This window comes from Stenotrophomonas sp. LMG 10879 (genome assembly GCF_002750935.1).
Classification (GTDB): Bacteria; Pseudomonadota; Gammaproteobacteria; order Xanthomonadales; family Xanthomonadaceae; genus Stenotrophomonas; species Stenotrophomonas lactitubi_B.
In genome coordinates this window covers 121,418-148,283 of record NZ_PEJT01000008.1, presented here as the reverse complement: position 1 = coordinate 148,283, position 26,866 = coordinate 121,418, and the positions used below count along the sequence as shown (strand labels likewise).

The 26,866-nt window shown below is 67.9% G+C and carries 23 protein-coding genes; 12 read left to right on the top strand and 11 right to left on the bottom strand.

Annotated elements, in window-relative coordinates; translation table 11 throughout:
* Window positions 1–97: 97 nt before the first annotated feature.
* A complete protein-coding gene (locus tag CR919_RS14035; protein ID WP_099820529.1) occupies window positions 98–1,156 on the bottom strand; it encodes a CDP-glycerol glycerophosphotransferase family protein in 1,059 nt (352 codons plus the stop codon).
* Here CR919_RS14035 and CR919_RS14030 point away from each other — a divergent pair.
* Complete coding sequence (locus CR919_RS14030; protein ID WP_099820528.1) at window positions 1,155–1,961, top strand: glycosyltransferase family 2 protein; 807 nt, start codon at window positions 1,155–1,157, stop codon at window positions 1,959–1,961. The two genes, CR919_RS14035 and CR919_RS14030, sit on opposite strands and share 2 nt — an antisense overlap.
* A 25-nt stretch (window positions 1,962–1,986) precedes the next feature.
* Here the strand turns inward: CR919_RS14030 and CR919_RS14025 are convergent, their stop codons facing one another.
* The 5 genes from CR919_RS14025 to def form a co-directional block, all read right to left on the bottom strand.
* Window positions 1,987–3,162, bottom strand: a complete 1,176-nt coding sequence (locus CR919_RS14025) for an O-antigen ligase (protein ID WP_243380195.1) — start codon at window positions 3,160–3,162, stop codon at window positions 1,987–1,989.
* A 233-nt stretch (window positions 3,163–3,395) separates the two neighbouring features.
* Complete coding sequence (locus CR919_RS14020) at window positions 3,396–5,108, bottom strand: glycosyltransferase family 39 protein (protein WP_099820527.1); 1,713 nt, start codon at window positions 5,106–5,108, stop codon at window positions 3,396–3,398.
* Between the two features lie 22 nt (window positions 5,109–5,130).
* Window positions 5,131–6,462: a 16S rRNA (cytosine(967)-C(5))-methyltransferase RsmB gene (gene rsmB / locus CR919_RS14015; protein WP_099820526.1), complete on the bottom strand. Its 1,332-nt coding sequence runs from the start codon at window positions 6,460–6,462 to the stop codon at window positions 5,131–5,133.
* 3 nt (window positions 6,463–6,465) lie between these two features.
* Complete coding sequence (fmt, locus tag CR919_RS14010; protein WP_099820525.1) at window positions 6,466–7,389, bottom strand: methionyl-tRNA formyltransferase; 924 nt, start codon at window positions 7,387–7,389, stop codon at window positions 6,466–6,468.
* Between the two features lie 121 nt (window positions 7,390–7,510).
* Window positions 7,511–8,023, bottom strand: coding sequence for a peptide deformylase (def, locus tag CR919_RS14005; protein WP_099820524.1), 513 nt, complete (start codon window positions 8,021–8,023; stop codon window positions 7,511–7,513).
* A gap of 128 nt (window positions 8,024–8,151) precedes the next feature.
* Between def and CR919_RS14000 the strand changes: the two genes are divergently transcribed.
* From CR919_RS14000 to CR919_RS13960, 9 genes are all read left to right on the top strand, one after another.
* The gene (locus tag CR919_RS14000) at window positions 8,152–9,279 is read left to right on the top strand and encodes a LysM peptidoglycan-binding domain-containing protein (RefSeq protein WP_099820523.1); all 1,128 of its coding nucleotides are present in this window, start codon (window positions 8,152–8,154) and stop codon (window positions 9,277–9,279) included.
* A gap of 132 nt (window positions 9,280–9,411) precedes the next feature.
* A complete protein-coding gene (gene dprA, locus CR919_RS13995) occupies window positions 9,412–10,539 on the top strand; it encodes a DNA-processing protein DprA (protein ID WP_099820522.1) in 1,128 nt (375 codons plus the stop codon).
* A 43-nt stretch (window positions 10,540–10,582) separates the two neighbouring features.
* Complete coding sequence (locus CR919_RS13990; protein WP_025879062.1) at window positions 10,583–11,056, top strand: DUF494 family protein; 474 nt, start codon at window positions 10,583–10,585, stop codon at window positions 11,054–11,056.
* A gap of 40 nt (window positions 11,057–11,096) precedes the next feature.
* Complete coding sequence (locus CR919_RS13985) at window positions 11,097–11,831, top strand: GYF domain-containing protein (RefSeq protein WP_099820521.1); 735 nt, start codon at window positions 11,097–11,099, stop codon at window positions 11,829–11,831.
* 48 nt (window positions 11,832–11,879) lie between these two features.
* A complete protein-coding gene (locus CR919_RS13980) occupies window positions 11,880–12,809 on the top strand; it encodes an RDD family protein (protein ID WP_099820520.1) in 930 nt (309 codons plus the stop codon).
* A 222-nt stretch (window positions 12,810–13,031) separates the two neighbouring features.
* Entirely contained in the window at window positions 13,032–15,509 is a 2,478-nt protein-coding gene (locus tag CR919_RS13975) for a DNA topoisomerase I (protein WP_099820519.1), read from the top strand.
* A 121-nt stretch (window positions 15,510–15,630) separates the two neighbouring features.
* On the top strand, window positions 15,631–16,191 hold the full coding sequence (locus CR919_RS13970) for a Sua5/YciO/YrdC/YwlC family protein (protein ID WP_099820518.1): 561 nt from the start codon (window positions 15,631–15,633) through the stop codon (window positions 16,189–16,191).
* A 43-nt stretch (window positions 16,192–16,234) separates the two neighbouring features.
* Window positions 16,235–16,942 carry a hypothetical protein gene (locus CR919_RS13965; RefSeq protein WP_099820517.1) on the top strand — a complete coding sequence of 236 codons (708 nt, stop codon included), beginning with the start codon at window positions 16,235–16,237 and terminating at the stop codon, window positions 16,940–16,942.
* A 231-nt stretch (window positions 16,943–17,173) separates the two neighbouring features.
* Window positions 17,174–17,890, top strand: a complete 717-nt coding sequence (locus CR919_RS13960) for a hypothetical protein (protein ID WP_099820516.1) — start codon at window positions 17,174–17,176, stop codon at window positions 17,888–17,890.
* Between the two features lie 19 nt (window positions 17,891–17,909).
* Here the strand turns inward: CR919_RS13960 and CR919_RS13955 are convergent, their stop codons facing one another.
* On the bottom strand, window positions 17,910–18,686 hold the full coding sequence (locus CR919_RS13955; protein ID WP_025879399.1) for an SDR family oxidoreductase: 777 nt from the start codon (window positions 18,684–18,686) through the stop codon (window positions 17,910–17,912).
* A gap of 111 nt (window positions 18,687–18,797) precedes the next feature.
* On the opposite strand from CR919_RS13955, the gene CR919_RS13950 reads away from it, so the two are divergent.
* A complete protein-coding gene (locus CR919_RS13950; RefSeq protein WP_099820515.1) occupies window positions 18,798–19,001 on the top strand; it encodes a hypothetical protein in 204 nt (67 codons plus the stop codon).
* 86 nt (window positions 19,002–19,087) lie between these two features.
* Here the strand turns inward: CR919_RS13950 and sppA are convergent, their stop codons facing one another.
* The 4 genes from sppA to CR919_RS13930 all read right to left on the bottom strand — a co-directional run bounded on the left by sppA (window position 19,088) and on the right by CR919_RS13930 (window position 24,236).
* Complete coding sequence (sppA, locus tag CR919_RS13945) at window positions 19,088–21,010, bottom strand: signal peptide peptidase SppA (protein WP_099820514.1); 1,923 nt, start codon at window positions 21,008–21,010, stop codon at window positions 19,088–19,090.
* Window positions 21,011–21,124: 114 nt separating this feature from the next.
* Entirely contained in the window at window positions 21,125–22,489 is a 1,365-nt protein-coding gene (locus CR919_RS13940) for an MATE family efflux transporter (RefSeq protein WP_032976478.1), read from the bottom strand.
* A gap of 180 nt (window positions 22,490–22,669) precedes the next feature.
* Window positions 22,670–23,242: a DUF3106 domain-containing protein gene (locus CR919_RS13935; protein WP_099820513.1), complete on the bottom strand. Its 573-nt coding sequence runs from the start codon at window positions 23,240–23,242 to the stop codon at window positions 22,670–22,672.
* Entirely contained in the window at window positions 23,235–24,236 is a 1,002-nt protein-coding gene (locus CR919_RS13930) for a hypothetical protein (protein ID WP_099820512.1), read from the bottom strand. The genes CR919_RS13935 and CR919_RS13930 overlap by 8 nt, the downstream gene beginning before the upstream one ends.
* Window positions 24,237–24,650: 414 nt before the next feature.
* Here CR919_RS13930 and CR919_RS13925 point away from each other — a divergent pair, with 414 nt between their 5' ends.
* Complete coding sequence (locus tag CR919_RS13925) at window positions 24,651–26,840, top strand: primosomal protein N' (RefSeq protein WP_099820511.1); 2,190 nt, start codon at window positions 24,651–24,653, stop codon at window positions 26,838–26,840.
* Window positions 26,841–26,866 lie beyond the last annotated feature (26 nt).

Below are 26,866 nucleotides of genomic sequence, written 5' to 3'. Positions count from 1 at the left end.
GAATTGACCATCCACGCATGGCGTGGATCTACCGTAGAGCCGAGCCCATGCTCGGCTTGCCGCAGCCGAGCATGGGCTCGGCTCTACAGGACCTACGTCACCGTTGCGACGGCCCCCAGTAGCCCAGATCCTTGCGGATCTGCAGGTCACGCACCCAGCTGCCGAACGGCTTGCGACGCAGCACACCCATCTCGCCGGACAGGAAATCCTCCGTCGCGGCGATCACCCGCTCGCTGGACAGGCCATCGCGGTACGGGTGGATGGTATCGGCGTAGCGCACGATCTCCGCCTGCAACGCCGCATCCGGATGCAGCGCGCGCGCCAGCATGGCCGGCAGCTGCTGCGGATCGTCGAAATCGATCATGTGCGGCTTCGGCACGCGGTTGCGGAAGGTCACCACCGGCTTGTGCTGGACGATGAACTCGGAAACGATCGATGAGGTGTCCGACACCAGCACGTCGGCGGCGCGCTGCGCGGCCATCACCTGCTCCGGTTCGATGAAGCGCGCATTGGCGCCGGCCAGCGCGCGGTAGCGTTCGAACAGTTCCGGCGGGCACTTGGGGTGCAGGGTCAGCAGCCAGTAGTGCTGCCCGGCGGCGATGTCGGCGGCGATCTGCGCATGCAGGTGCGGGGCCGCACTCAAGCGCTCGGTGAAGGTTGAACCGAACAGGATCACGGGGCGGCCGCCGGCGGCACTGCGCAGCGCGGCACTGTCACCGCCATCGTCGCGGAACAGCGGGTCCAGCTTCGGCCAGCCGGTTTCGGCCACGGCAAAATGACCCTGCAGTGCCGCGATCTCGCGGAACGGCGCGGTGGTGGCAGGGCCCTGCGTGCAGTAAAGGTCGAACATGCCACGCACCCGGAAGTGGCCACGCGCGCTGTCGCGCTTTTCCACGTTGAAGCCATGGAACAGCTGCACCTTGGCCCCCGACAGGAAGGTCGGCACCCAGTTGGCCGCGCTGAACACCGCCCGCGGGCGCATCGCCAGCGCCTGCTTCAGGCCGATGTTGGGCACGCCGGGCAGCTGGCTGCCGGCCGCACCATCTTCGAACCAGGCCGCCACTTCCTGGCCGGAAGCGTGCAAGGCCTGCACCAACGGGGCGAGAATAGGCAGCGCATAGCGCTCCGTCGCAAACAACAGGTACCCGGCCATCATGTCCTCCACGACCGCTCCCATCGAACGGCCTCGCATCTCGGCCTGCATTATCGCGTTCAACGAGGCCGGGCGCATCGGCGACTGCCTGGCCTCGCTGGCCTTCTGCGACGAGATCGTGGTGGTGGACTCGTATTCCACCGACGCCACGGTGGCGATCGCCGAGGCGGCCGGCGCCCGCGTGCTGCAGCGCCCGTTCGATGGCTTCCGCAGCCAGAAGGCGTTCTGCGTCGAGCAGGCCACCCATGACTGGGTGCTGTGCCTGGACGCCGACGAGCGCATCAGCCCGGAACTGCGCACGGCCATCGAGCAGGCCCGCGACGGCGGTTTTGCAGGTCATGCCGGTTACCGCTTCGCGCGCCTGTCGGAGTATTTCGGCCGGTTCCTGCGCCACGGCAATGCCTATCCGGACCGGGTGCTGCGCCTGTTCGACCGCCGCCACGGTGGCTGGCGCGGCAAGCGTGAAATCCATGAGGCGGCCAGCGTCGATGGCACCGTCGGCACCCTGCGTGGGGACCTCATCCACTTCCCCTACCGCTCGCTGCAGCAGCAGCTGGCCAAGACCGAGAAGTACGCGCGGATGATGGCCGAGCACGAGTTCGCGCGCGGCAAGCGGGCCACCCTCGGCAAGCTGGTGCTGGCCCCGGCCTGGCGGTTCTGGCGCGGCTTCCTGTTCCGGGGCGGCTTCCGCGACGGCTGGCATGGCCTGGTGTATGCCTATGTGCGCGCCAACTACGTGCGGCAGAAGACCATCATGCTGTGGATGCTGGGCAACGGCCAGGCCGTGTCCGATCCGCCACAGCCCTGAGCCTGCACTCGAGCGTGGCTGGACGTTACCGCGCGCTCTTTGCCCGGCGCCGCGCCCCTTCCACGATCGACAGCCCGGTGAGCAGGCCGACGATGGTGACGTAGAAGCTGGCGGTCATCTGGTGCGCGAACATCGACTGGGTCAGCCCGCACAGGATGTAGGACACCACCACCATCACGCCGGCGGCGGCCGGCCCACGGAAGGTACCGTGCCCGCTGCGCCGGTGCAGGCGCACGAATACCCACAGGGGCACGCCATACACGGCCAGCAGCAGCAACACGCCCGGAAGGCCCTGGGTAGCCCCCCACTCGGCCAGATCGTTGTGCGCATGGCGCAGGTGGCAGCGGATTTCCTGCGGGTTCTCGCGGCAGACCGGCACCCGCTTCATGGCCGTGTCGAAGTGGCCGATGCCTACCCCGGTCAGCGGATGATCGAGGAAGGTCTCCCATGCCACCTGCAGGCGCTCGACGCGCGCCCCGGCCGAAGAGTCGCTGTCACCCTGCTCCATGCGCTGCACATCGCTGTGCAGTTCGGACAACCGCACCTGGTGGCGCAGCTCGGGTACCGACAGCAGCAGGGTCGCAGCGATGGCCAGCATGCCGGCAAGCACCGACAGGCGCGCCACGCCGGTGCGCCAGCGCAGGCTGAGTGCCAGCACCACCAGCAGCGCCAGCAGTGCTGCGAACACGCCGCGGCTGCCGGTGAGGATGATGGTTCCGCAACCGGCGGCGGTGCCGACGATCACCAGCGACCAGCGTCGCGACGGCCGGCAGAACACCAGCAGCACCATCAGCATCACCACGATGTCGGCGAGCACGATCGCGTTGGTGGACAGTTCCGCACGCGGCGCGCCACCCAGCACCTGTAACAACGCCAGCGCGAAGGTACCCAGCAGGCCGGCGAACGCACCGCGCCACAGCCAGCGCATGTCCGGGCGCAGCGCGCAGACCCACAATGCGATCCACGGGATGACCAGGAAGCGGGATCGATTGTCGACATCGCGCAGGCCCTGTTCGAACAGCACGACCGACACGATGGCCATCACCAGCACCGCCAGCATCAGCCAGCTGAGGACCTTGATCGGCTGCACGTCCAGCCGCCGGGCCTGCCACAGCAAGCCGGGCGCCATCGCGGTGCTGACCAGCAGCAGCAGCGCGTAGGGCAACAGGTTGATCGGGATGGTCAGCACCAGTGCCGGCATGCAGAACAGGCCGATCTGCGCCAGCCAGTGCGCCGCGCGCGGACGCCTCCCTGCGGGGACGCCCAGCGGATCGCCGATCGTGGATTCCAGGTTGTGCTGTGAATCTGCCACGTCGAAAAGTTTCGCTGCGATCCTGCGGAATGAACGGGGGCGCCGGCACGGGAGACCCCACGCTGACGTTTTACTGCCTTTGGCGCCGCTTGGGCAGTCTGGACAAGCGCAGGTCAGAGTGGTTACTCCTCACGCTGCAATCGCCGTTCACGTTCCCGCTCGTCGGCGCTGGCCACGCACGGCCCCTGCACCGCAGCGGCAGGCACCAGCCACCAACGGCGGCGGTTGGCGATACCGGCCAGTTCGGCGCGACTGCGATCGACGCAGGGCAGCAGCGCGTCTTCGTGGACCAGCAGCCAGCGGCGCTCGGGCGCCAGCTGCTGCCACTGCACGGCCGCAGCCAGCTGAGCATCCCAAGGCTCGTTGAAACCGAAGGTGGCGGCCGGGCGGTCGGCCATCAGCAGATTCTGCTCCTTCCAGGCCACCAGCCCCAGCTCGGCATCGGCGCCGATACGCTGGCCGGTGTGCCGCATCAGGCCGCGCGCGGAACTTGAATCATTCAGCAGCGGATAGCCGATCAGGCTGTACAGCACCCACACGGCAGTGAGCGTCGAGACCAATGCCAGCTGGCGGCGGCCGCGCCCGAACAACAGCAGGCTGGCCGCACCCCAGCCGCCCATCGCCATCGCTGCCCAGGCCAGGGCGTTCATCTCGCCATTGCCGATGCCGCGCGTCTGCATCAGCCGCGTTTCGAAGCCGGGCTTGCCCAGCAGGGCCGCCAGCCCGGCGGCCAACGTGCCCAGCGACAGCAACAGGGTGAACGCGCCCAGCAGCCACTGCACGTCGCGCCGGCGCAGCAGCCCCGGGAGCAGCGGCGCCAACGCCAGGCAGAACATCGGCAGCGCCGGCAGGATGTAGACGTCGCGCTTGCCATTGGGGATCGAGAAGAACAGCACGATCAGCGCCCACCAGCCCAGCAGCAACAGGTAGCGCGCGTCACGACGCTGCAAGCGGCGCCGCCAGGCGGGGATCGCCCACGGCAGCGCCAGGAAGGCCGGAATCCACATCGACGGCATGGTGCCCAGGAAGTACCACCAGGGCTGGTGGTGATCCCATGATTGCGCATAGCGCTTGGCGGTCTGCCGGAACAGGATGTCGTCCATGTAGGCCAGGTACTCGCCGGAGCGGGTCGCCAGTGCGGTCATCACCATCGGTACCAGCCACAGCGCGATGGCCAGCACGAACGCCAGCGGCGCCAGCCAGAAGCGCAGGTCGCGTGCATGCAGCCGTACGCGCGGCCAGTGCAGCGCCGAACCGATCACCGCTGGCACGATCATCAGCAGCGCGATCACGCCCACGCCCTTGGTGATCACCCCGATGCCGGCAAAGAACCAGCCCAGCCACCACCAGCGCCAGGCGGGCCCCAGCAGCAGGTGGCGCAGCAGACCGTAGTTGGCCAGGGTGATGAACAACACCACCAGCGGGTCGATCTGCGCCTTCTTCGCCTGGAAGGTGAACTGCAGGGCGAACAGCAGCGCCCAACCGGCGTACAGGCCAACCTGGCGTGTCCACAGGCGCCGGCCCAGGTCGACCACGCACCACAGCGTGCCGAGGGCGGCGATCAGCGAGGGCAGCAGGAACGCCACACGCCAGTTGCCGACCACGCTGTACAGCGTGGCCTGCCACCACATCAGCATCGGCGGCTTGTCCGAGTACAGTTCCAGCCCACGATGCGGGAACAGCCAGTCGCCGCTGTCCACCATCTGCTTGGCGACCAGGGCGAAGCGCGGTTCGTCCGAGGGCCAGGGATCACGTAGTCCCAGGCCGGCGCCCAACACCAACAGGGCCATCACAACAAACAGCCACGTCTGGCGTGACGCACGGGTTTTCAGCATGGGGGCTCGGACAGCGGTTGGGTCAGGCCTTTTTTAGCAGACGCGCGTAGAAAAATCCGTCAGCATCGTTTTCACCGGGCAGGCGCTGGCGTGCGATACCGTCACAGTCCAGACCAAATGCGTCACCCAGCGCGACCGCTTCCGCATCCGCGTGCCACTTCAGGAAGCCCTTCACCTGGTCGACGTTTTCCGCGCGCAGGATCGAGCAGGTGGCATACAGCAGCACACCGCCGGGGCGCAGCATCGACCAGCAGGCCTCCAGCAACCGGGCCTGGATGCCGACCAGCGCATCGATATCCTCCGCACGGCGATGGAACATCACATCCGGCTGCCGGCGGATGACGCCGGTGGCCGAGCACGGTGCATCCAGCAGGATCGCATCGAACGGCACGCCGTCCCACCAGGCCCCCGGATCGCTGGCATCGGCTACCAGAACCTGGGCACCTTCGCCCACGCCGGTACGAGCGAACGTATCCTTGGCGCGCGCCAGGCGACGGGCATCGATATCCAGCGCCAGCAATCGCAGGCTGGGGTCGCGCTCAAGCAGGTGCGCAGCCTTGCCACCCGGCGCGGCACACGCGTCGAGCACGCGGCTGCCGGTCGGCGGCGCCAGCGCGTCGGCGGCACATTGCGCCGACAGGTCCTGCACCGACAGCAGGCCCTCGCCGAAGCCGGGCAACTGGTTCACCGGAACCGGCGCGGCCAGTCGCAGCGCATCGGCGCTCAGCGTGCTGGCTTCGGCGGCAATGCCCGCCTCGGCCAGGGCCGCCATCATCGTGTCGCGCCCGCCGTGCTGGCGGTTGGCACGCAGCCACAGCGGCGCCGGCTGCAGGCTGGCAGCGAAGATCGCCTCGGCCTGTGCCGGCCAGTCGCGTTCGACGGCCTCGGCCAGCCAGACCGGAAATGCGTCGCGTGCCGGTTGTTCGGGGAAACCCTCGCGCTGGGCCCGGCGCAGGATCGCGTTGACCAGACCCGCCTGGCGTTCACGGCCGAGTGCGCGTGCAGCATCGACCGTGGCCGACAGCGCCGCATGGGCCGGCAGCTCCAGCACATCCAGCTGGGCGAAACCCACCATCAGCAGCGTGCGCAGGTCGGCATCGCGTGCGGACAGCGGCTTCTGCATCCATCCCTGCAGGGCGGCGTCATAGGTGCTGCGACGGCGCAGCACCGCAAAGCACAACGCTTCAAGCAGCGCGCGGTCGCGGGTGTCGGCCAGTTTCGGCAGCGCCCAGGCCAGTTCCGCCTTGAGCGAACGACCACGGGTGAACACCTGCGCCAGCACGCGCGCCGCCAGCATGCGGGTGGCCGCGCCCGGCGCCGCCTTGGCGATGGAAAAATCGTTTGCCTTGCTCACCCGTCAAACCCCCACGCGCAGGTCACGGCGCGCATTGAGGTAGTCGGCAGCAGTGATTGCCTTGCCGCCTTCCCGCTGCAGCACGCGCAGCCGCAGCGCGCCCTGCCCGCAGGCGATGTCGATGCCTTCGCGGCCAGCGGCCAGCACCGTGCCCGGTGCCTGGCCATGCGCCACATCCAGCGCCACCGCGCCGTGGATGCGCACGCGCTCAGCGGCCAGCAGTGCCTCGGCAATCGGCCACGGATTGAACGCACGCACGGTACGCGCCAGCGTTTCGGCGTCCTGCGCCCAGTCCAGCTTTGCCTCGGCCTTGTCCAGCTTGTGCGCGTAGGTCACGCCCTGCTCCGGCTGCGGCCGTGCGATCGGCTTGATGCCGGCGCGCAACAGGCCCAGCCCGTCGGACAGCACCTGCGCACCGAGCTCGGCCAGCTTGTCGTGCAGCTGGCCACCGGTATCGGTGGCGGCGATCGGCAGTTCCTGGTGCAGCAGCACCGGGCCCGTATCCAGGCCAGCTTCCATCTGCATCAGGCAGATGCCGGTCTTCTGGTCACCGGCCTGGATGGCACGCTGGATCGGTGCGGCGCCGCGCCAGCGCGGCAGCAGCGATCCATGCACGTTCCAGCAACCGTGGGTCGGGATGGTCAGCACCGCCTTGGGCAGGATCAGGCCATAGGCCACCACCACCATCAGGTCCGGCTGCAGGTCACGCAGCTGCTGCTGGGCCGCCTCGTCCTTCAGCGTTTCCGGCTGGTACACGGGGATGCCGCGGGCGACTGCTTCCAGCTTGACCGGCGAAGGGGCCAACCCACGGCCGCGACCGGCCGGGCGATCAGGCTGCGTATAGACAGCCACGACCTCGTGATGACGCGCAGCGGCGCGCAGCGACGACACCGCGAATTCCGGCGTACCGGCAAAGACAATCCTCATGGCAACCCCACTTGCAGGATGAAATCGTGCAGGAAAAAAAACGGCGCCGTCGGCCGGCGCCATGCAGCCCGCGCGTCACGCACAGGCGCGGGCCACCCCGAAGGGCGGCCCACAACAGCCATCACGCCACGTGCTTGCGCTGTTTGGCCAGCTTCTTGCGGACCATCTCGCGCTTCAGCGGCGACAGGTAATCGATGAACAGCTTGCCGTCCAGATGGTCCATCTCGTGCTGCACGCAGACCGCCAGCAGGCCGTCGGTGGTCAGTTCCTGCGGCTGCCCCTGGCGGTCCAGGAACTTGACGGTGATGGTGTCGGCACGGGTCACGTCGGCGAAGATGCCGGGCACCGACAGGCAGCCTTCCTGGTACACCTGGCCCCCGTCCTTGGCGACGATTTCCGGGTTGATGAAGACGCGCGGCTCGTTCTTTTCTTCGCTTACGTCGATGACCATGAAGCGCTGGTGCACGTCCACCTGGCTGGCAGCCAAGCCGATGCCCGGGGCGTCGTACATGGTCTCGAACATGTTGTCGAGCAGCTCCTGGAACGCCGGCGTGGTCACTTCGGCGGCATCGATCGACGCAGCCTTGGTACGCAGGCGCGGATCGGGGAACTCAAGGATGGGGAGTAAAGCCATGGCAGTTTCCGGGGTTGGGGCCGGGTTACGCCGGCATACGTCGCAGATTCTAGCTCCAACGCTTGCCTTGCGCCCCGGTTTCTGGACTATAGTGCGCGGACCTGTTGGGGAATCAGGGCTTCACACCTATGTTGCTTCGTTTTCGTACGGTCGTCGCCGCGGCGATGCTGACCGTGGCTGCCTATGCTACCGCCGTGGAAGTGAATGGCGGGCACCCGGACACCTATGTGGTCCGCAAAGGGGACACGCTGTGGGACATTGCAGGACGATTCCTGCAGAAGCCCTGGTTGTGGCCGGAGATCTGGCAGGCCAATCCGCAGGTCGCCAATCCACATCTTATCTATCCCGGTGACGTCCTCAGCCTGGCCTACCTGGACCGGGTGACGGCCCAGCCCGGCCCGCGCCAGGAAGCCCCGGTGACCGGCGTGCCGCTGGCCCAGGTCGAGCCGTTCCTGAAGCAGCTCAGCGTGGTCGACAGCATCGAGCAGCTGCCGTATGTGGTCGGCCTGGAAGACAACCGCCTGCGCGCCACCGGTGGGCAGACCGCCTATGTGCGCCTGGCCGACGCCCAGGTCGGGCAGCGCTGGGCCGTGGTCCGCCCGACCGTGCGCTACGCCCAGCCCAAGCCCACCGAGGACCTGACCGCCAACGGCGATGTCACCCCCGGCAGCGGCAACCTCTGGAAGGCTTTCAGCGCGCCCAACCACCGCCGCGGCATTCTGGGGTACGAGCTGGCACAGGTCGGCACCGGCACCATCACCCAGGTGGCTGGCGGCAAGACCGAAGCGTCGACCCTGGCCCTGGACAACGCCAGCGGCGGCCGTGAAGTGCGTGCCGGCGACCGCCTGGTGCCGGTCGAGGCCACGCCGTACGACCTGCAGTTCTTCCCGCATGTGCCCGCAGCCGGCGTGGAAGGCGTGGACGTGCGCGTGCTGGCGGTCACCGACATGTTCACTACCGGCGGCCCGCGCGATGTGATCGCCATTTCCGCCGGCCGCGCCCAGGGCGTGGACAACGGCACCGTGTTCTCGCTGTGGCGCCATGGCAGCCACGTGGCGCACCGGATGAAGTTCCCGGGGTCCTCGCGCATGGACGACTCGACCAGCACGGGCGCCGGCCGGGTCAGCCTGCCCGATGAGTACGCCGCGCATGCCATGGTCTTCCGCACCTTCGACAACGTCAGCTATGCGCTGGTGATGCAGGGCGTGAAGCCGGTGCGCGTGGGCTACAGCGCGCTGCATCCCGACGCGAAATGATCCAGCGCCGGGCCCGGCCCGGCCTCGGCAGGGTGTGTCGGCCACATCCGCCGGCAACCGCCGGGATACCCTGACAGCAATATGCGAAGGCGCCCTAGGGCGCCTTTGTTGTGTGCGGCCGATAGTCGGTGGATGACTGAGCATGAACATGAGGCGCTGCTGCGCCTGTTGATCGCCGGTGGTTCCCTGGCACCCCGGCGCGCGCTGCTGCAGACCGCCGGCAACGCGGAGGCAGCGTTGGCGCTGGGCGTCGCAGGCTGGCGGGCCCACGGCTGCACGCCGGAACAGTGCGCTGCGCTGGAGCGCCCCGACAGCCGCGCCCTCGCGCTTGCGCAGCGCTGGCTGCAGCAGCCTGATCATCATCTGCTGGCCTGCAACGATCCGGCCTTCCCACCCCTGCTGCTCGATGCACCCCATCCGCCCCTGGCGCTGTTCGTTGCCGGCGATCCGGCCATCGCCTGGCGTCCTGCCGTAGCCCTGGTCGGCAGCCGTTCACCCACCCCCGCCGGGCGTGCCCTCGCCGCCCGGTTTGCTACCTGCTTCGTCGAGGCCGGGCTGGCCGTGACCAGTGGATTGGCGGCAGGCATCGACGCGGCCGCCCACCAGGCGGCGCTGGACGCAGGCGGCTGCACGCTCGCGGTGATCGGCACCGGCCCGGACCGCGCCTATCCCACCAGCCACGCCCGCCTGCAGGCAACAATCGCCACCGAAGGCGCGGTACTCAGCGAATACCTGCCAGGCACGCCCGCACGGCCGGGCCATTTCCCCGCGCGCAACCGGCTGGTGGCCGGGCTGGCCCTGGCCACGGTGGTGGTCGAGGCCGCACAACGCTCGGGCGCCCTGATCACGGCCCGGCTGGCGGCCGAAGCGGGCCGTGAGGTCTGTGCGATACCCGGCTCGGTGCTCAATCCGCGCGCCGCCGGCTGCCACCGGCTCATCCGTGAAGGCGTTGCCCTGGTCGAACGCCCCGAGGAAGTGCTGGAACTGCTGGCGCCGGCGTTGCGCCAGCAGCTTCCGGGCTTGCAAACCCGGCTGGCCACCCCCACTGAACAGGCAGCGCCGGCGGACCTGCCGGCATGCTGGGCGAACGACGCTGACTACCAGAGCTTGTGGCGGGCACTGGAGTACGACCCCATCAGTATGGATTCACTGATCACGCAGTGTGGATTGACGGCGTCGGAGGTGTCCTCCATGCTGCTGGCCATGGAACTTGCGGGGATCGTGGTGTGCGTACACGGCCGCTACTGTCAACGTCCCTAGTTTCTTCACCTCCACAGCGTCGCGCGACGCAGGCCGAGGGGCAATGAAAGAGAGCATCCTGGATGTACTGTTGTACCTGTTTGAACACTATTTCAGCGAAGATGCGGACCTGATCCGTGACCGCGACTCACTGCAGAATGGCCTGATCCAGGCCGGTTTCAGCCCCACTGAGATCAACAAGGCATTCGAATGGCTCGATGCCCTGGCAGCGCAGCGCCCCAGCGCGGCCCAGGCCCGGGTCGACGGCCCGGTGCGCATCTATCACGGCCCGGAGCTGGACAAGCTTGATGTGGAATGCCGTGGTTTCCTGCTGTACCTGGAACAGCACGGCATCCTGGATGCCGGCCAGCGCGAGCTGGTGCTGGACCGGGCCATGGCCCTGGACCAGGACGAACTGGACCTGGACGACCTGAAATGGGTCGTGCTGATGGTGCTGTTCAACCAGCCTGGCGCCGAGGCGGCCTACGCCTGGATGGAAACGCAGATGTTCGTGGACGAGCCAGAACCCCTGCACTGACCGTACACTTGGGGGCCGTGCGCATTCAGGAGCGTCCCCCGTGAGTGAGTGGTTCCATGCCGAAGGCAACCGCCAGCAAGGCCCGTTGCCCTCGGAACAGTTGATCGAGCTGTTCCGTAGCAACCAGATCACCCTGGACACCCTGGTATGGCGCGACGGCTTGCCGCAATGGCAGCCGTTGCGCAACGTGGTCGACGAACTGGGCCTGATCGTGCCCGCGGTTGATGCAGCCGCCACCGCGCCACCGCCACCTCCTGCCGCGCCTCTGCCGCCCACCCTGCCACCCGCCTCTCCGTACGCGACCACGCCGATGGACGCTGCACCGGTGGCGAAGAAGGGCCTGTCCGGCTGCGCGTTGACCGCCATCATCGGCGGCGTTGCCCTGCTGGTGGTGGTGCCGATCCTGGCCATCCTGGCAGCCATCGCCCTGCCCGCGTACAACGACTACACCGTCAAGGCCAAGGTCGCCGGCGCTATCACGGCGCTGCAGCCACTGAAGGACAAGGTCCAGCACTTCGCCGATGATCAGGGCCGTTGCCCGGGCGCCAACGACGCCGGCTTCCCGGCGGCGGACGAATTCGCAGGCCAGGGCCTGTCGGCCGTGCATATCGGCCGCTTCAACAATGGCCATTGCGGTATCGAAGCGACGCTGGCGTTTCCGGGCAAGAGCCAGGATGGCGACCTGCTGTGGCTCGAGTACGACCGCGACAGCGGGCGCTGGGAATGCAGCGGCGAAAGCGACGACAAGTATCTGCCCACGCAATGCCGCGGCTGAGCCGCGCATCGGGCAACCCACCAAGGACGACCCAACAGGGGACATGCAATGACTGAGTGGTACTACGCCGAAGGACAGCAACGCCAGGGACCGCTGGAGGTCACCGAGATTCGCCAGCGTTTCCAGCGCGGCCAGTTGAACCTGGACACCCTGGTCTGGCGCGAAGGCATGGGCCAGTGGGCACCGCTGCGGCAGATGGTGGAAGAGCTGGGCCTGCAGACCCTGGCCGATGCCAGCACCTCCACCGCCGCCGGTGGCTTCGACCTGCGCAACGACTACGCCGCGATCGACAACGGCACCGCGCCCCTGCCGGGCACCGGCGCCCTCAGCAGCTCACCGTACACCGCGCCCGGCGCAGGCGGCGGTGACTATTCGCAGCCGGTGCAGGGCGGTGAAGTGGTCTACGCCGGCTTCTGGAAGCGCTTTGCCGCCTACCTGATCGACTATTTCGTCTTGCTGATTCCCAGCGGTGTGGTCGGTGGTGTGCTGGGCTTCGTGCTCGGCGCCGGCATGGGGGCCACCGGCAGCGGCGAAACAGCGGTGGAAGTGGTCACCCAGCTGATCAGTGGCCTGGCTGGCCTGTTCATCGCCGCCGCCTACTACGGCTGGTTCCATGCCTCCCGTGGCGGCGCCACCCTCGGCAAGATGGCCATCGGCATCAAGGTCGTGCGCGGCAACGGTGATCGCCTGACCCTGGGCCGCAGCATCGGCCGCTACTTCGCCACCCTCCTCAGTGGCCTGACCCTGTGCATCGGCTACCTGATGGCCGCCTTCACCGAGCGCAAGCAGGGCCTGCATGACCTGATCTGCGACACCGTGGTGGTCGACCGCTGGGCCTACACCGACCAGCCGCAGCTGCAGCGCCGCGAGCTGGGCACGGTGACCATCGTGATCCTGGTGCTGGGCGGCCTGCTGGTGCTGGCCGGTTTCGCCGCGATCATCCTCGCTGTCGGCGTCATCGCCAACATGGCATCGTGAGCCGGGATCGAGGGCCAATGCGCCGTCGCGGACGGCCATCCTCACGCCTCCCTGCTTGACAATGGCAGGCCGGGCGTGATTCCTCTAATAAGGTGAAACCTGAACGCCCGGCACAGTCCCGGGCGTTCAGTTTATTGATTTGCCCGTGGCCGCTTCACTAATGCGGCCGTTTGCTCCACCCTAGCGGCCCTTCCCCGCGGCTTACCCACAGACCCTGCTGCCATGCCCAAGCACCTGCTCATCGTTGAATCGCCGGCCAAAGCCAAGACGATCAACAAATACCTCGGCAAGGACTACACGGTCCTGGCCTCGTATGGGCACGTGCGTGACCTGATCCCGAAGGAAGGCGCGGTTGACCCGGACAACGGGTTCGCCATGCATTACGACGTGATCGAGAAGAACGAAAAGCATGTCGATGCGATCGCCAAGGCCGCAAAGGGCGCCGACGACATCCTGCTGGCGACCGACCCGGATCGCGAGGGTGAAGCGATCAGCTGGCATATCGCCGAGATCCTGAAAGAGCGTGGGCTGGTCAAGGACAAGTCGATGCAGCGCGTGGTCTTCACCGAGATCACCCCGCGCGCGATCAAGGAAGCCATCAGCCAGCCGCGCGAGATCGCCAGCGACTTGGTCGATGCCCAGCAGGCGCGCCGCGCGCTGGACTACCTGGTCGGCTTCAACCTGTCGCCGGTGCTGTGGCGCAAGGTCCAGCGCGGCCTGTCCGCCGGCCGCGTGCAGAGCCCGGCGCTGCGCATGATCGTCGAGCGCGAGGAAGAGATCGAAGCCTTCATCGCCCGCGAGTACTGGTCGATCGCCGCCGAGTGCGCGCACCCCTCGCAGCACTTCAACGCCAAGCTGATCAAGCTGGACGGGCAGAAGTTCGAGCAGTTCACCGTCACCGACGGCGACACCGCCGAGGCCGCCCGCCTGCGCATCCAGCAGGCCGCACAGGGCGCCCTGCACGTCACCGACGTGGCCAGCAAGGAGCGCAAGCGTCGCCCCGCGCCGCCGTTCACCACCTCCACGCTGCAGCAGGAAGCCTCGCGCAAGCTGGGTTTCACCACCCGCAAGACCATGCAGGTCGCGCAGAAGCTGTACGAAGGCGTGGATATCGGCGGCGACGAAGGCACGGTCGGCCTGATCTCGTACATGCGTACCGACTCGGTGAACCTGTCGCAGGACGCGCTGGCCGAAATCCGCGACGTGATCGCCCGTGACTACGGCATCGCCTCGCTGCCCGACCAGCCCAACACCTACCAGACCAAGTCCAAGAACGCGCAGGAAGCGCACGAAGCGGTGCGTCCGACCTCGGCACTGCGCACCCCGGCCCAGGTCGCACGGTTCCTGACCGACGACGAGCGCAAGCTGTACGAGCTGATCTGGAAGCGTGCAGTGGCCTGCCAGATGATTCCGGCCACGCTCAACACCGTCAGCGTGGATCTGTCGGCCGGCAGCGAACATGTGTTCCGCGCCAGCGGCACCACGGTGGTCGTGCCCGGCTTCCTGGCCGTGTACGAGGAAGGCAAGGACAGCAAGAGCGCCGAGGATGACGACGAAGGCCGCAAGCTGCCGGCGATGAAGCCCGGCGACCGCGTGCCGCTGGAACGCATCGTGGCCGACCAGCATTTCACCCAGCCGCCGCCGCGCTTCACCGAAGCGGCGCTGGTGAAGGCGCTGGAAGAATATGGCATCGGCCGTCCTTCGACCTACGCCTCGATCATCCAGACCCTGCTGTTCCGCAAGTACGTGGAAATGGAAGGCCGCAGCTTCCGCCCGTCCGATGTCGGCCGTGCGGTATCCAAGTTCCTGTCCAGCCACTTCACCCAGTACGTCGACTACGACTTCACCGCCAAGCTGGAAGACGAGCTCGATGCCGTCTCGCGCGGCGAGGAAGAGTGGATTCCGCTGATGTCGCGTTTCTGGGGACCGTTCAAGGAACTGGTCGAAGACAAGAAGGAATCGGTCGACCGCGCCGAGGCCAGTGGTGCGCGCGAGCTCGGCACCGACCCGAAGACCGGCAAGCCGGTCAGCGTGCGCCTGGGCCGGTTCGGGCCTTACGCAGCCATCGGCAGCACGGCCGAGGATGCCGAGGACAAGCCCAAGTTCGCCTCGTTGCGGCCGGGCCAGTCGATGCACACCATTTCCCTGGAAGACGCGCTGGAGCTGTTCCTGATGCCGCGCGCGCTGGGTGAGGACAAGGGCGAGGACGTCAGCGTCGGCATCGGCCGCTTCGGCCCGTTCGCCAAGCGCGGCAGCACCTATGCCTCGCTGAAGAAGGAAGACGACCCGTACACCATCGACCTGGCCCGCGCCGTGTTCCTGATCGAAGAGAAGGAAGAAATCGCGCGCAACCGGATCATCAAGGAATTCGAGGGCAGCGACATCCAGGTGCTGAACGGTCGTTTCGGCCCGTACATCAGCGACGGCAAGATGAACGGCAAGATCCCCAAGGATCGTGAGCCGGCATCGCTGACCCTGGCCGAAGTGCAGCAGTTGATGGAAGAGACCGGCAAACCGGTGCGCAAGGGCTTCGGCGCCAAGAAGGCCGCCGCGAAGAAGGCCCCGGCAAAGAAAGCGGCAGTGAAGAAGGAAGCCGCGCCGAAGAAGGCCGCTGCCAAGAAGGCGCCGGCAAAGAAGGCGGCGAAGAAGGCCACCAAGAAAGCGGTGAAGAAGGCCCCGGCCAAGAAAGCCGCCAAGTAGATCCACGCCATGCGTGGATGATCTGCCAAGGTGTGCGGACCAACGGTCCGCACCCACTGCTCCACCCGTTGTGCACGCAGCGGGGGGATAATGAAGGCCCACGCCGGGCCCGGTCGCCGCCATGAAAGAACTCACACTGGACACCGCAGTCGCCACGCTTCGCAGTGGCGGGGTGATCGCCTACCCGACCGAAGCCGTCTGGGGCCTGGGCTGCGACCCTTCGCATGAGGCAGCGGTGCACCTGCTGCTGCGGCTGAAGCAGCGCCCGATCGAGAAAGGCATGATCCTGGTGGCCGCGGAACTGTCGCAGCTGCAGGGCTGGGTGCGCCTGCAGGCGCTGCCCGATGCACGCCAGCGCGCGGTGCTTGCCAGCTGGCCCGGCGCCAACACCTGGATCCTGCCCGCCGGTACGCGCGCCCCCGGCTGGATCACCGGCGAACATAGCGGCATCGCGGTACGTATCAGCGCCCACCCCCTGGTCGCAGCGCTGTGCCAGGCCTGGGGTGGCCCGCTGGTCTCCACCAGCGCCAACCTTGCCGGCGAGCCACCCGCGCGCAGCCGCGAAGAACTGGACCCGCGCCTGCTGCGCCTGCTCGACGGCATCCTTCATGGACAAACCGGTGGCCTGGCCCAGCCCACACCGATCCGCGACGCGCTCAGTGGCAACGTACTGCGCTCCTGACAGATTGATTGCGTCGGCGTTGCCGATCGCGCACGCTGCGCATATGACCCTGCTGCGCCCTGTCCTGTGCCTGGTCCTGCTGCTGCCGTTGCCGGCACTTGCCGCTGACGATGTGCGGGTCTACCGCTGCGTCGGCAGCAATGGTGCCGTCGCCCTGCAGGACAAGCCCTGCACTGCCGGCCGCCAGCAAGTGCGCGACCTGCAACGCCCACGCGACCCGCCGCCACGGGTGGTCAGCACCGACGCCGCAGTGCCCTCACCGGCGCAGGCACCGCCGATGCGCGAGCGCGAGGTGCGCCATGTCTACATCCAGCCGCCACAGCCGATGTACGAATGCGTGAGTGAAGACGGCGACCGCTACACCAGCGACAACAACGAAGGGAATCCGCGCTGGGTGCCGCTGTGGACCACGGTCTGGTATCCGCATGGCCATCCTGGCGGCGGGCGACCCGGACCGCATCCAGGGCCGCGCCCGGCCGGTAGCGGCAGCACCATCGATGCCTCCATCGGTGGTCGACCACCGGTCTATCGTCCGCCGTCGGTGGGCGTCGGTGTCAACGTGCCTGCCGGCAACATTCTGGTTCGCGATACCTGTCACGCCCTGCCCCCCCAGGAAGTATGCGCACGCCTGCGTGATCGTCGCTGGGAACTGGACCGGCGCTACAACAGCGCACTGCAGAGCGAGCGCACCGCGATCAGCAACGAGCAGCGCGGCATCGATGCACGGCTGGCGCAGGATTGCGGCCGCTGAGCCCCGCGCCGGGGGGTGTGCCGCGCGCTTTGGTAGAGGCCCACCTTGGTGGGCGCTTGCAGACAGCAGTGCCAACCAGGGTTGGCAGCTCTACCAGGGCGTGTGAGCCCTGCGCTGAGGGCTGTGCCCCGCGTTGGTAGACGCCCACCTTGGTGGGCGCTGGCAGACAGCGGTGCCAACCAGGGTTGGCAACTACCAGCGCATCGGCCACGGCTGTAGGCTGCACGCATGATGAGAAAACTGATCTGGCTGGCCATCGGCCTGCTGCCCGGCAGCGCGTTGGCCGATGACATGGTGATCTACCGCTGCATGGGCAGCAGCGATGTTCCCACGCTGCAACGCACCCCCTGCCCCGCTGGTACCCGCCAGCAGATCCAGCGCATCCCTGCGACTGCGCCGGCGGCACCGGTCGCGCCGGTGCAGAACAGCCCCACTCCGCCGCCTGCAGCGGTGCCGTCCGTAGATGCCGCCGCCGGGCCTGCAGCAACGCAACCACGTGAGGGCCGAACGATCATGGAAGCACGCATGGTCGAGCACGAAGGCGGCGACGCCATACTCGACAGCGCGATGCTGCCGCGTTCGGGCGACGCCACGGCCGTGGATGACAACGCACCGCCAAAGCCACCGCTGCCGGCGATCTATCAATGCCTCAGCAGCGAGGGAAGCTCGTACCTGCATGAGTACGAAGCCGCACCGGGTCATTGCGAACTGTTGAACGTACAGGGCCTGGGCGGGGCGACACCGGTCAACGCCGCCAGCTGCGAAGTGGTCCGCGACCGCTGCACCGAAGTAGCCGAAGCGCAGCGCTGCGGCAGCTGGCAACAGCGCTTCCGCGATGCACGGGGTCGCGAGCGGTTCGCCGCACCGGAGAATCAGCCGACGGCGCGCAGCGAACGTGAGCGCCTGCAGGCCGTACTGGAAGCCAGCAACTGCCCGGTGCCGCAGTGAGGCCAGCGAGCGGGCGTCGTCAGAACCCGTAACGCAGGAAGCCGCCATCCACCGCGATGCATTCGCCGGTGACATAGCTCGACGCCGGCAGGCACAGGAAGCCCACGGCCGAGGCCACTTCCTCCGGCTCACCGATGCGCCGCATCGGCGTGCGCCCGATCACTTCCTCGTAGTAGTCGGTATCGGACAGCGGGCCGGAGGTGCGACGGGTGCGGATGTACCACGGCGCCACCGCGTTGACCCGGATGCCGTCCTCGGCCCACTCCACGGCGAGATTGCGGGTCATCTGGTGCATCGCCGCCTTGGTCATGCCATAGACCACGCCGCTGCGCACATGGGTCAAGCCGGACACGCTGCCGACGTTGACGATGGCTGACGACGCGTGGCGCGCGAGCAACGGATGCGCATAGCGCGACAGCTCGAACGCCGAGAACAGATTGGTTTCGAAAATGCCGCGCCACTCGTCTTCGGAGTACTCGGTGGCGGGCTTGGTGATGTTGCCACCGGCATTGTTGACCAGGATGTGCAGGCCGTCGGCGTGGTCCTCGACCCAGTCCAGGATCTGCCGGCGGTCTTCGTCGTCGGACACATCGGCGGCCAATGCGTGCACCTGGTGCTGCGGATACACATCCAGCAGCTCGTCGCGGGCACTCTCCAGCATATCCAGGTCGCGGCCGACGATCATCAGATCGGCGCCGAGACCGGCCAATTCATGTGCGATCGCCAGACCGATACCGGCGCTGGCACCCGTGATCAGCGCCGTCTGCCCATCCAGGCGCCACCGTTGCTGGGTCATATGTCCTCCGGGGCCGCGCCCACTGTGTTTCGATGCGGCAAGGATACGCGCTCACGAGCGTCCCCCGCCCGTGATGCGACACTGGCCCCACGCCCCTCGTGGAGAGCTGCCATGCGCGTCCTGATTCCCGTCCTGCTGTCGGCAGTCGTGCTGGCCGGGTGCCAGCGCCCTGCACCGCCGAATCCGGAACGACCACCGGAACCGCAGGCATTGGCCAAGGCAGTCAATCACCCCCTGGACCGCGCCAAAGGCGTGCAGAAGACCATGGACGAGGCGGCCGAACGCGAGCGCAAGGCAGAGGCCGACGCGCAGTAGATGCCCGCATGCAACAACGCCCGGCCAAGGCCGGGCGTTGTGTGTTCAGTAGATCCACGCCATGCGTGGACATCGCTGATCGGCCATCAGAACCCGCAGAAGCAATACGCCAAGGACTTCACCGGTGCACCGTTGCCCTTCTCGCGGGCCGCGTTCTCGACGAAGCGCAGCTGGGTATCGATTTCCGGCATCGTGCGCGCCAGCATCATCCGGCCCACGCCGGAATCGGCCAGCATCCAGGCGCCGGCGTGGCTGCCGGCGAAGCCGCTGACGAACTGCGCGAACGGCGTCGCCGCCTTCTCGATGTAACGCACGCGGTACTTGTCGGTCGCACCCAGCTTGGCCCGACCGGCAGCGTCAGCCACGGCATCCTTCAGGCCACCGAAGGCGTCGACCAGACCGCGTTCCTTGGCCTGCGCACCGCTCCAGACACGTCCACGGGCCACTTCATCGATCGCCTCGACCGGCTTCTTGCGGGCCTCGGCGACACGGCCGGTGAAATCGGCATAGCCCTTGTTGATCACCGACTGGATGACCTGGCCCACCGCCGGGTCCATCGGCCGGGTGACATCGAAGGCACCGGCGAAACGGGTGGTGCCGACGCCATCGGTGTGCACGCCGAACTTGTCCAGCGCACGGCTGAAGTTCGGGATCATGCCGAAGATGCCGATCGAACCGGTGATGGTCGACGGGTCGGCATAGATGCGATCGGCGTTCATGCTGATCCAGTAACCACCGGACGCAGCGAGGTCGCCCATCGACACCACCACCGGCTTGCCGGCGGCCTGCAGGGCCACCACTTCGCGACGGATCTGCTCGGAGGCATAGACTTCGCCACCCGGCGAATCCACGCGCAGCACCACGGCCTTGACGTCGTCATCGTCGCGCGCCGCACGCAGCAGCGCCGAGGTCGATTCACCACCGATGCGGCCGGCCGGCAGATCGCCGCCGCTGATTTCACCGGAGGCCACCACCACCGCGACCTGCGGACGCGAATCAACCGGGTTGCGGCGCGCATCGAGCTGGGCCATGTAGGTGCCGAAATCGATGTTGCGGAAGCCACCGTCGGCGTCTTCATCGGCCACGCCGCGCTCGATCATCAGATCCTCGAATTCCTCGCGGGTCTTCAGCGCGGTCACCAGCTTCTGCTGCAGGGCGAACTTGGCCAGGTCGCCGCCAGCGGCAGCCACACCTTCAGGCAGGGTATCGATGCCGGCCGCCAGCTGCGCCGGATCCAGGCGGCGGGCCTTGGCGATGTCGCCGAGGTAGCGCTGCCACACATCGTTCATCCAGAACAGATCGGCTTCCTTGGAGGCCGGCGACGCCGCGTCGAGCACGTACGGCTCGGCGGCCGACTTGTACTCGCCCACCTTGAACAGGTGCACGTCCACGCCCAGCTTGTCCTGCAGGCCGGTGCGGAAGTACTGGCGGTAGCGGCCCAGGCCTTCCAGCACCACCGACCCCATCGGGTCCAGATAGACCTCGTCGGCCTGTGCGGCCAGCAGGTACTGCGACTGCCCCATGCTCTCGCTGAAGGCGACCAGCTGCTTGCCCGAAGCGCGCAGGTCCTGCAGCGCAGCGGACACTTCACGCAGCGAGGCGAAACCGGACGGCTGCAACTTGTCCAGCTCCAGCACCACCCGCTCGATCTTCTTGTCATCGCGCGCGCTCTCGATCACCCGGATCAGATCGCGCAGCTGCACTTCCTCGGCACCGTTGTCACCAACGGCCTTGGCCAGCGCGCGACTGACCGGATCGGCGCTGTACTGCTCGACCAGGCGTCCTTCCGGCGCGATCACCAGGGTGGTGCGGTCCTGCAGCGATTTGCTGGCACCTGCGCCCATGCCCGCAGCGACGATGAACATCACCAGCACCAGCAGCAACAGGCCGAAGAACACCAGGTTGAGGATCAACCGGCGGGTGAAATTCATCACGTCCCACAGCCCGATGAAGAAGCTGGCGACTGGATTGCGGTTCGCCGGGGGCAGCGGCGGCACGGGTTGGTTCATGGAGCACTCCGGATGGCTTCTTGCCGTGGTGACAGCATAGCCGGTGCCGCGTGAGGCAGCATCGGACACAAGTCAGGGGATCGCCGGTCACGGTTGCCCTGGACCGGCGTGATGTCAGGCCAGCGTGGACTGGCCGATGCGCTTGCTGCTGCGACTCAGGCGCCAGCCCATCAGGATTGCCGCCGCCGTCAGGCCGACGATCAGGCCGATCCACATGCCCTGCGGGCCCATGCCCAGGCCGAGGCCGAGCCCGGCGCCCAGCGGCATGCCCAGGCCCCAATAGGCGAACATGGCGATGAACATCGGCACGCGGGTGTCCTTCAGTCCGCGCAGCGCACCGGCCGACAGCACCTGGATGCCATCGGGGAACTGGAAGGTGGCCGCGTACAGCAGCAGGGTCGAGGCCAGACCAGCCACGGCCAGGTCGTTGGTGTAGACGCCGACGATGGCGTCGTGGCCGAACAGCAGCGCCGCCGCCGACAGCGTCTGCGTACCCATGATGATCGCGTAGCCGGCCCACGCCGCGCGGCGCACGCCGAAGCCATCGCCACGGCCAACCGCATGACCGACACGCACGGTGGTCGCCTCGGCCACGCCCATCGGGATCATGAAGCACAGCTGCGCCACGTTGATCGCGATCTGGTGCGCGGCCGCTTCATTGGCGCCCAGGCGACCGATCAGCAATGCAGTGACGATGAACAGACCACCTTCCATCAGCACGGTGATGCCGATCGGCAGGCCGGTGCGCAGCAGGTCCCAGATCGCTGACCAGCGCGGTCCCTCGAAATGCGAGAACAGCTGCAGGTGGGCAAAGCGCTTGGTGAACCACAGGTAGGTACCAAAGGCGATCGCCTGCAGCCACATCATCACCGCCGAGGCGATGCCCAGGCCTTCGGCGCCCATTTCCGGGAAGCCCAGCTTGCCGTTGGCCAGCACGTAGCCCATCGGCGCCAGTACCAGCAGGCCACCAAAACCGAGCAGCATGGTCGGCAGCGTCCAATGCATGCCTTCACTGAGATAGCGCATGCAGAAGTACAGCGTCAGCGCCGGCCCCCCCCAGCGCACCGCATGCAGGAACGCCGTTGCGCCGGGCACGATGTCCGGCGCGATGCCGAAGGCCGGCAGCAGCGGCGGCACCACGGTGAGGAAGGTGAACATGATCAGGCCCAGGCCCAGCGCCAGCCACAGCGCCTGCCGGAACAGCGGGCCGATCTCGCGCTCACGGCCGGCGCCATGCAGCTGCGACACCGAGGCGGTGAGTGAGATCAGCGTACCGATCGGGATCAGCATCGGCAGCCACAGCAGCGCAGTGCCGATGGTCACTGCGGCCAGGGTGGAGGTCGCATGGTGGCCGGCAATCACGTTGTCGACGAAGGAGATCAGACCGGTGGAGACGTGCCCGAGCACAAGCGGCAGGGCAAGCAGACCGGTAGCGCCGACTTCCTTGCTGAAGCGCGGCGTGGAGGTTGCAGTAGACATAAGGTGCTTGACGCGAACTACGGTTGCGCGCGAAGGGCACAGGCACCGGGTTGCGGCCGGCCATCTTACGCGCGCTGGGCGGTCATTCCCATGACTGCCCCATAAAGAGGACGGAGGGAATCAAGTCGTATCAGGCACAGTCGGGCCAGAAATGACGTAGTTCCCTCCCTCCCCTTTTGCTTACTGCCCGGCCTGGCGCTTGAGCCAGGTGTCGCGTTCGGCGGCGGGGACGGTGAGGAATGTGCTGCGTACGCTGTCGCGTTCCTGCGGCGGTGTGCGCTGGGCGACCAGGGCCAGCTGCGCCAACTGCGCCGGGCTCAGCTGGCGCAGCACGGCAAGGACCGCGTCGCGCTGTTGCGGCGGCACGAAGCCGAACAGGCCATGCAGCTTGGGAAATTCAGCACCCAGTTGCGGGCCGAGCCGCCAGCCTTCGCGGAAGGCCTGGTCCTGTGCCTGGAACTGCGTGCGCAGGCGCTGCTGCTGATCGACCGGCAACGCGGCGAAGCGGGCGGCGGCCTGGCGGATGCGTTCACGTTCCCCCTCTGGCAGCGCCCGCCACGCGGCGTAGTCGCTGCGACGCTGGCGTTGCTGGGCGGGATCGAGCTGCGCGAATGCCGCCGCCGCAGTGGGCGCGGGCGCAGCCGCCGACGGTGTTGCCGACGGTGCCGGCAGCGGTACGTTCACTGATTGCGGAGCGGCAGCCAGCGACAGCGGCATGGCCAGCAGCAGGCCGGCGAAGAGGTGCTTATTCATCGGCAGCCGAGGTTTCCAGCGCTGCGCCGACCGGCTCCGGGCGGGTCGGCTTTGGTTGTGATTCGTCCACCGGCAACGGGCCACCGGCAGCACTCCAGGCATGCATGTCGGCCTCGGCCAGCAGCGGGTAATCGCGGTCGGCCAGCATGGCGGCATCTTCGCTGGCCTGCGTATCGCTGCCCGCAGTGGGGCGGACATCGCTGGCGGGCAGCGGCTCGACGGTGACCGGTCCGGCCTCGCCCACCACGCCCTCGGGGAGCGGGCCATCGGCGGTCAGCGCACGGCCCTGCCAGTGGCGCCAGCCCAGCGCGGCCAACAGCAGCACCGCGACGGTGATCAACAGGATCACCGGGCCACGCCAGCGTGGCTTGGCATTGGCGCGGCGACGCTTGCCGCTGGCAGGCGCGCGTTCGTCGCGCGGCGGTGCACGCCAGCTGGAAGCAGGCGCCTGGTTGTTGGCCGCTGGCGCGGACGGTTGCTGCAACTGCTGCAGGCGCTTGGCCGGCAGGTCGCGGATACGCAGCTGCACCTGTTCGGCCAGGGTCCGCCATGCAGCGGCGTCGGGCTGGCCAGTGGCGTCGCGTGGGCAGGCCGTGGCCAGCAGGCCTTGGTAGCCCTCCTCGTCGACATCCAGAACGCGGGTGGCGATGCCCTCGTCCAGGCTGCCGCCCACCCGCAGCAGCAGGGCCAGCCGCGGCAGGGGGGCCATGTCGCCCAGCGCGGCCAGCGACGGCGGCCACTGACCGGTGGCCGGCTCTCGCAGCGCCTGGCGCTGGCCCAGCAGGGTCCAGAAGCGGCCGGGCCACTGCGCCATCGGCAGGTCGCTGGCGACCGCGGCGAAGGCACGCATCACCGCCACCAGCGTCTGCTCGGCACGGGCGGGGTCACCGCACTGCAGCTCGGCCACGACCAGGGCACGGCGTTCGACGCCACGCAGAAATGCCGACAGCGCGCCGGCCGCGGTCGAGGAAACAGGGGCGGGCACAGCCGTCATCGGTCACTCCAAAGGTCTGCCGGCATGATAGCGGCAGCCCATCGCTGCCCGGCAGGACTTGCGATTGCAGACGCTTTCTGCTGCAGGTTGTGCACAGCACCACGCGGGAACCGGGCCATTCCTCGATGAATGGCTGAATTCACCCTGTTTCAGCAATGTTTCACCCTTAAGTTGTTGATTTTAATTGCATTTAAAGTGTGGCTATTTTTTGACCAACCCAAGCGTGAGGCCGTCGCCATCGGCCTCATGCGGCGCCACGAGCCGCTAACGCACAGACTTATCCACAGAAGATGTGGATAAGACTGAATCTCCAATAGACACCGATATTTAGGTGACATTTATGATTCGCTGGAGGGCATGCCAGTCGCATCTGCCTCTGCCATGCGCCCTCGCACGGGCCGTTACACTGAGCCGATGCTCGCCCCTGATTCCGGCCCTGTCCCGACCCTGCAGGTCGCCCTGCCCGTCCCCCTGCCGCGCCTGTTCGATTACCTGCCGCCGCAGGGCGAAGGCCCGACGGTGGCGATCGGCTGCCGGCTGAAGGTGCCGTTCGGCAACCGCGAACTGATCGGCGTGGTGGCCGGCCACGGGCAGGCCGAGGACAGCCAGGGGCTGCGCCAGGCGCTGGCCTGGTGTGACATGGCGCCGCTGCTGCAGGGTGAGCTGTGGCAGAGCCTGCAGTGGCTGGCCCGCTATACCCACGCCCCGCTGGGCGAGGTGCTGAGCACCGCCCTGCCCGGCCCGCTGCGGCACGGCGAGCCGCTGCCCGACACCCATCACTGGGGCTGGCAGCTGACACCGGAGGGCCATGCCCAGCGCGAAAAGCTGCGCGCCGGCAGCCGACCACGGCAATTGGCCGAGCTGTTGGCCGAGGCGGTGGTGGACGAAGACGTCCTGTCCGCGCGCATGCCGGACTGGCGGGTGGCCGCACGCAGCCTGGGCAAGCGCGAGCTGGCCGAGCGCATCGCCCTGAGCGTGGCGCCGCAGCACGCTCAGCCCCTGCCCGGCCCCACCCTCAATGCGGAGCAGGCCGAGGCCGTGGCCGCGATCACCGCCGCCGAAAGCTTCCAGGCCTTCCTGCTGGACGGGGTGACCGGCAGCGGCAAGACCGAGGTCTACCTGCAGGCGATCATCCATTGCCTGGCGCAGGGCAGGCAGGCGCTGGTGCTGGTGCCCGAGATCGGCCTGACCCCGCAGACCCTGGCACGCTTCCGCGGCCGTCTCGGCATTGCCGTGCACGCGCTGCACTCGGGGCTGACCGACAACGAGCGCGCGCGGGTCTGGGCCGCGGCCTCGCGCGGCGAAGCACGGGTGATCGTGGGTACGCGTTCGGCGGTGTTCATCCCGCTGCCGCAGCCAGGCCTGCTGATCGTCGACGAAGAGCACGACGGCAGCTACAAGCAGCAGGACGGCATCCGCTACCACGCACGCGATTTCGCATTGGTGCGGGCCAAGGCGCAGGGCGTTCCGGTACTGCTGGGCAGCGCCACGCCCTCATTGGAAACCCTGCACAACGCCTACGCCGGCCGCTATGCGCACCTGCGCCTGAAGCAGCGCGCCGGTGATGCCCGACCGCCGCGCGTGCGCATCCTCGATGTGCGCAAGCGCCCGCTGCGCGATGGCCTTTCCGCCGACGTGCTGGCCGGCATCGGCGAACACCTGCAGCGGGGCCAGCAGGTGCTGGTGTTCAAGAACCGGCGCGGCTATGCGCCGGTGCTACTGTGCCACGACTGCGGCTGGACCGCGCCCTGCAACCGCTGCGATGCACCGATGACCGTGCATGGCGGTGGTCGTCGCCTGCAATGCCATCACTGTGGTGCGCGGCAGCCGGCACCATTGGCCTGCCCCGCCTGTGGCAGCCTGGCGCTGCAGCCGCAGGGCATCGGCACCGAGCGGCTGGAAGAACACCTGGTCAGTGCCTTCGCCGATTTCCCGGTGGTGCGCATCGACCGCGGCACCACCGCACGGCGCGATGCGCTGGAGCAGCAGCTGGCCAAGCTGGGCAACGAGCCCGGCATCCTGGTCGGCACGCAGATCCTGGCCAAGGGCCACGACCTGCCCAAGCTGACGCTGGTGGTGGTGGTGGGCATCGACGAAGGCCTGTTCTCGGCCGATTTCCGCGCCAGCGAAAAACTGGCGCAGCAGCTGATCCAGGTAGCCGGCCGCGCCGGTCGCGCGCGCGATCCGGGCGAAGTGTGGCTGCAGACCCATCACCCGGGTCATCCGCTGCTGGAGACGCTGGTGAACGGTGGCTACCACCCGTTCGCGCAGGCCGAATTGAACCAGCGCGAGGCGGCGGGTTTTCCACCGTTCGCGCACCTGGCGCTGATGCGCGCCGAAGCGCAGCAGCTGGAGCATGCCAATGCCTTCCTGCTGGCCGCGCGCACACTGCTGGGCGAACAGAACGTGGTGGAGGCCTATGGGCCGATGCCGGCGCCGATGCCAAGGCGTGCCGGCTACCAGCGCACGCAGTTGTTGTTGTCGGCAGCGCAGCGGCCACCGCTGCATGGGGTGCTGGCACAGCTGGTGCCGCAGTTGTACGCGCTGCCGGAGGCACGCAAGGTGCGCTGGTCGCTGGATGTGGATCCGACGGACCTGTATTGATCTGGCAGACCGCTGCCGAGCATGGC

Excerpts from the sequence above, each read along its gene's own strand:
- CR919_RS13990 (WP_025879062.1), top strand. The coding sequence starts at position 10,583 with ATGAAAGAGAGCATCCTGGATGTACTGTTGTACCTGTTTGAACACTAT.
- CR919_RS13925 (WP_099820511.1), top strand. The coding sequence starts at position 24,651 with ATGCTCGCCCCTGATTCCGGCCCTGTCCCGACCCTGCAGGTCGCCCTG.
- CR919_RS13970 (WP_099820518.1), top strand. The coding sequence starts at position 15,631 with ATGAAAGAACTCACACTGGACACCGCAGTCGCCACGCTTCGCAGTGGC.
- CR919_RS13940 (WP_032976478.1), bottom strand. The coding sequence starts at position 22,489 with ATGTCTACTGCAACCTCCACGCCGCGCTTCAGCAAGGAAGTCGGCGCT.
- dprA (WP_099820522.1), top strand. The coding sequence starts at position 9,412 with ATGACTGAGCATGAACATGAGGCGCTGCTGCGCCTGTTGATCGCCGGT.
- CR919_RS13965 (WP_099820517.1), top strand. The coding sequence starts at position 16,235 with ATGACCCTGCTGCGCCCTGTCCTGTGCCTGGTCCTGCTGCTGCCGTTG.
- CR919_RS13980 (WP_099820520.1), top strand. The coding sequence starts at position 11,880 with ATGACTGAGTGGTACTACGCCGAAGGACAGCAACGCCAGGGACCGCTG.
- CR919_RS14000 (WP_099820523.1), top strand. The coding sequence starts at position 8,152 with ATGTTGCTTCGTTTTCGTACGGTCGTCGCCGCGGCGATGCTGACCGTG.
- CR919_RS13960 (WP_099820516.1), top strand. The coding sequence starts at position 17,174 with ATGAGAAAACTGATCTGGCTGGCCATCGGCCTGCTGCCCGGCAGCGCG.
- CR919_RS14030 (WP_099820528.1), top strand. The coding sequence starts at position 1,155 with ATGTCCTCCACGACCGCTCCCATCGAACGGCCTCGCATCTCGGCCTGC.
- CR919_RS14035 (WP_099820529.1), bottom strand. The coding sequence starts at position 1,156 with ATGATGGCCGGGTACCTGTTGTTTGCGACGGAGCGCTATGCGCTGCCT.
- def (WP_099820524.1), bottom strand. The coding sequence starts at position 8,023 with ATGGCTTTACTCCCCATCCTTGAGTTCCCCGATCCGCGCCTGCGTACC.
- CR919_RS13975 (WP_099820519.1), top strand. The coding sequence starts at position 13,032 with ATGCCCAAGCACCTGCTCATCGTTGAATCGCCGGCCAAAGCCAAGACG.
- CR919_RS13930 (WP_099820512.1), bottom strand. The coding sequence starts at position 24,236 with ATGACGGCTGTGCCCGCCCCTGTTTCCTCGACCGCGGCCGGCGCGCTG.
- CR919_RS14020 (WP_099820527.1), bottom strand. The coding sequence starts at position 5,108 with ATGCTGAAAACCCGTGCGTCACGCCAGACGTGGCTGTTTGTTGTGATG.
- CR919_RS14025 (WP_243380195.1), bottom strand. The coding sequence starts at position 3,162 with ATGCCGGCACTGGTGCTGACCATCCCGATCAACCTGTTGCCCTACGCG.
- CR919_RS13935 (WP_099820513.1), bottom strand. The coding sequence starts at position 23,242 with ATGAATAAGCACCTCTTCGCCGGCCTGCTGCTGGCCATGCCGCTGTCG.
- CR919_RS13950 (WP_099820515.1), top strand. The coding sequence starts at position 18,798 with ATGCGCGTCCTGATTCCCGTCCTGCTGTCGGCAGTCGTGCTGGCCGGG.
- sppA (WP_099820514.1), bottom strand. The coding sequence starts at position 21,010 with ATGAACCAACCCGTGCCGCCGCTGCCCCCGGCGAACCGCAATCCAGTC.
- fmt (WP_099820525.1), bottom strand. The coding sequence starts at position 7,389 with ATGAGGATTGTCTTTGCCGGTACGCCGGAATTCGCGGTGTCGTCGCTG.
- CR919_RS13955 (WP_025879399.1), bottom strand. The coding sequence starts at position 18,686 with ATGACCCAGCAACGGTGGCGCCTGGATGGGCAGACGGCGCTGATCACG.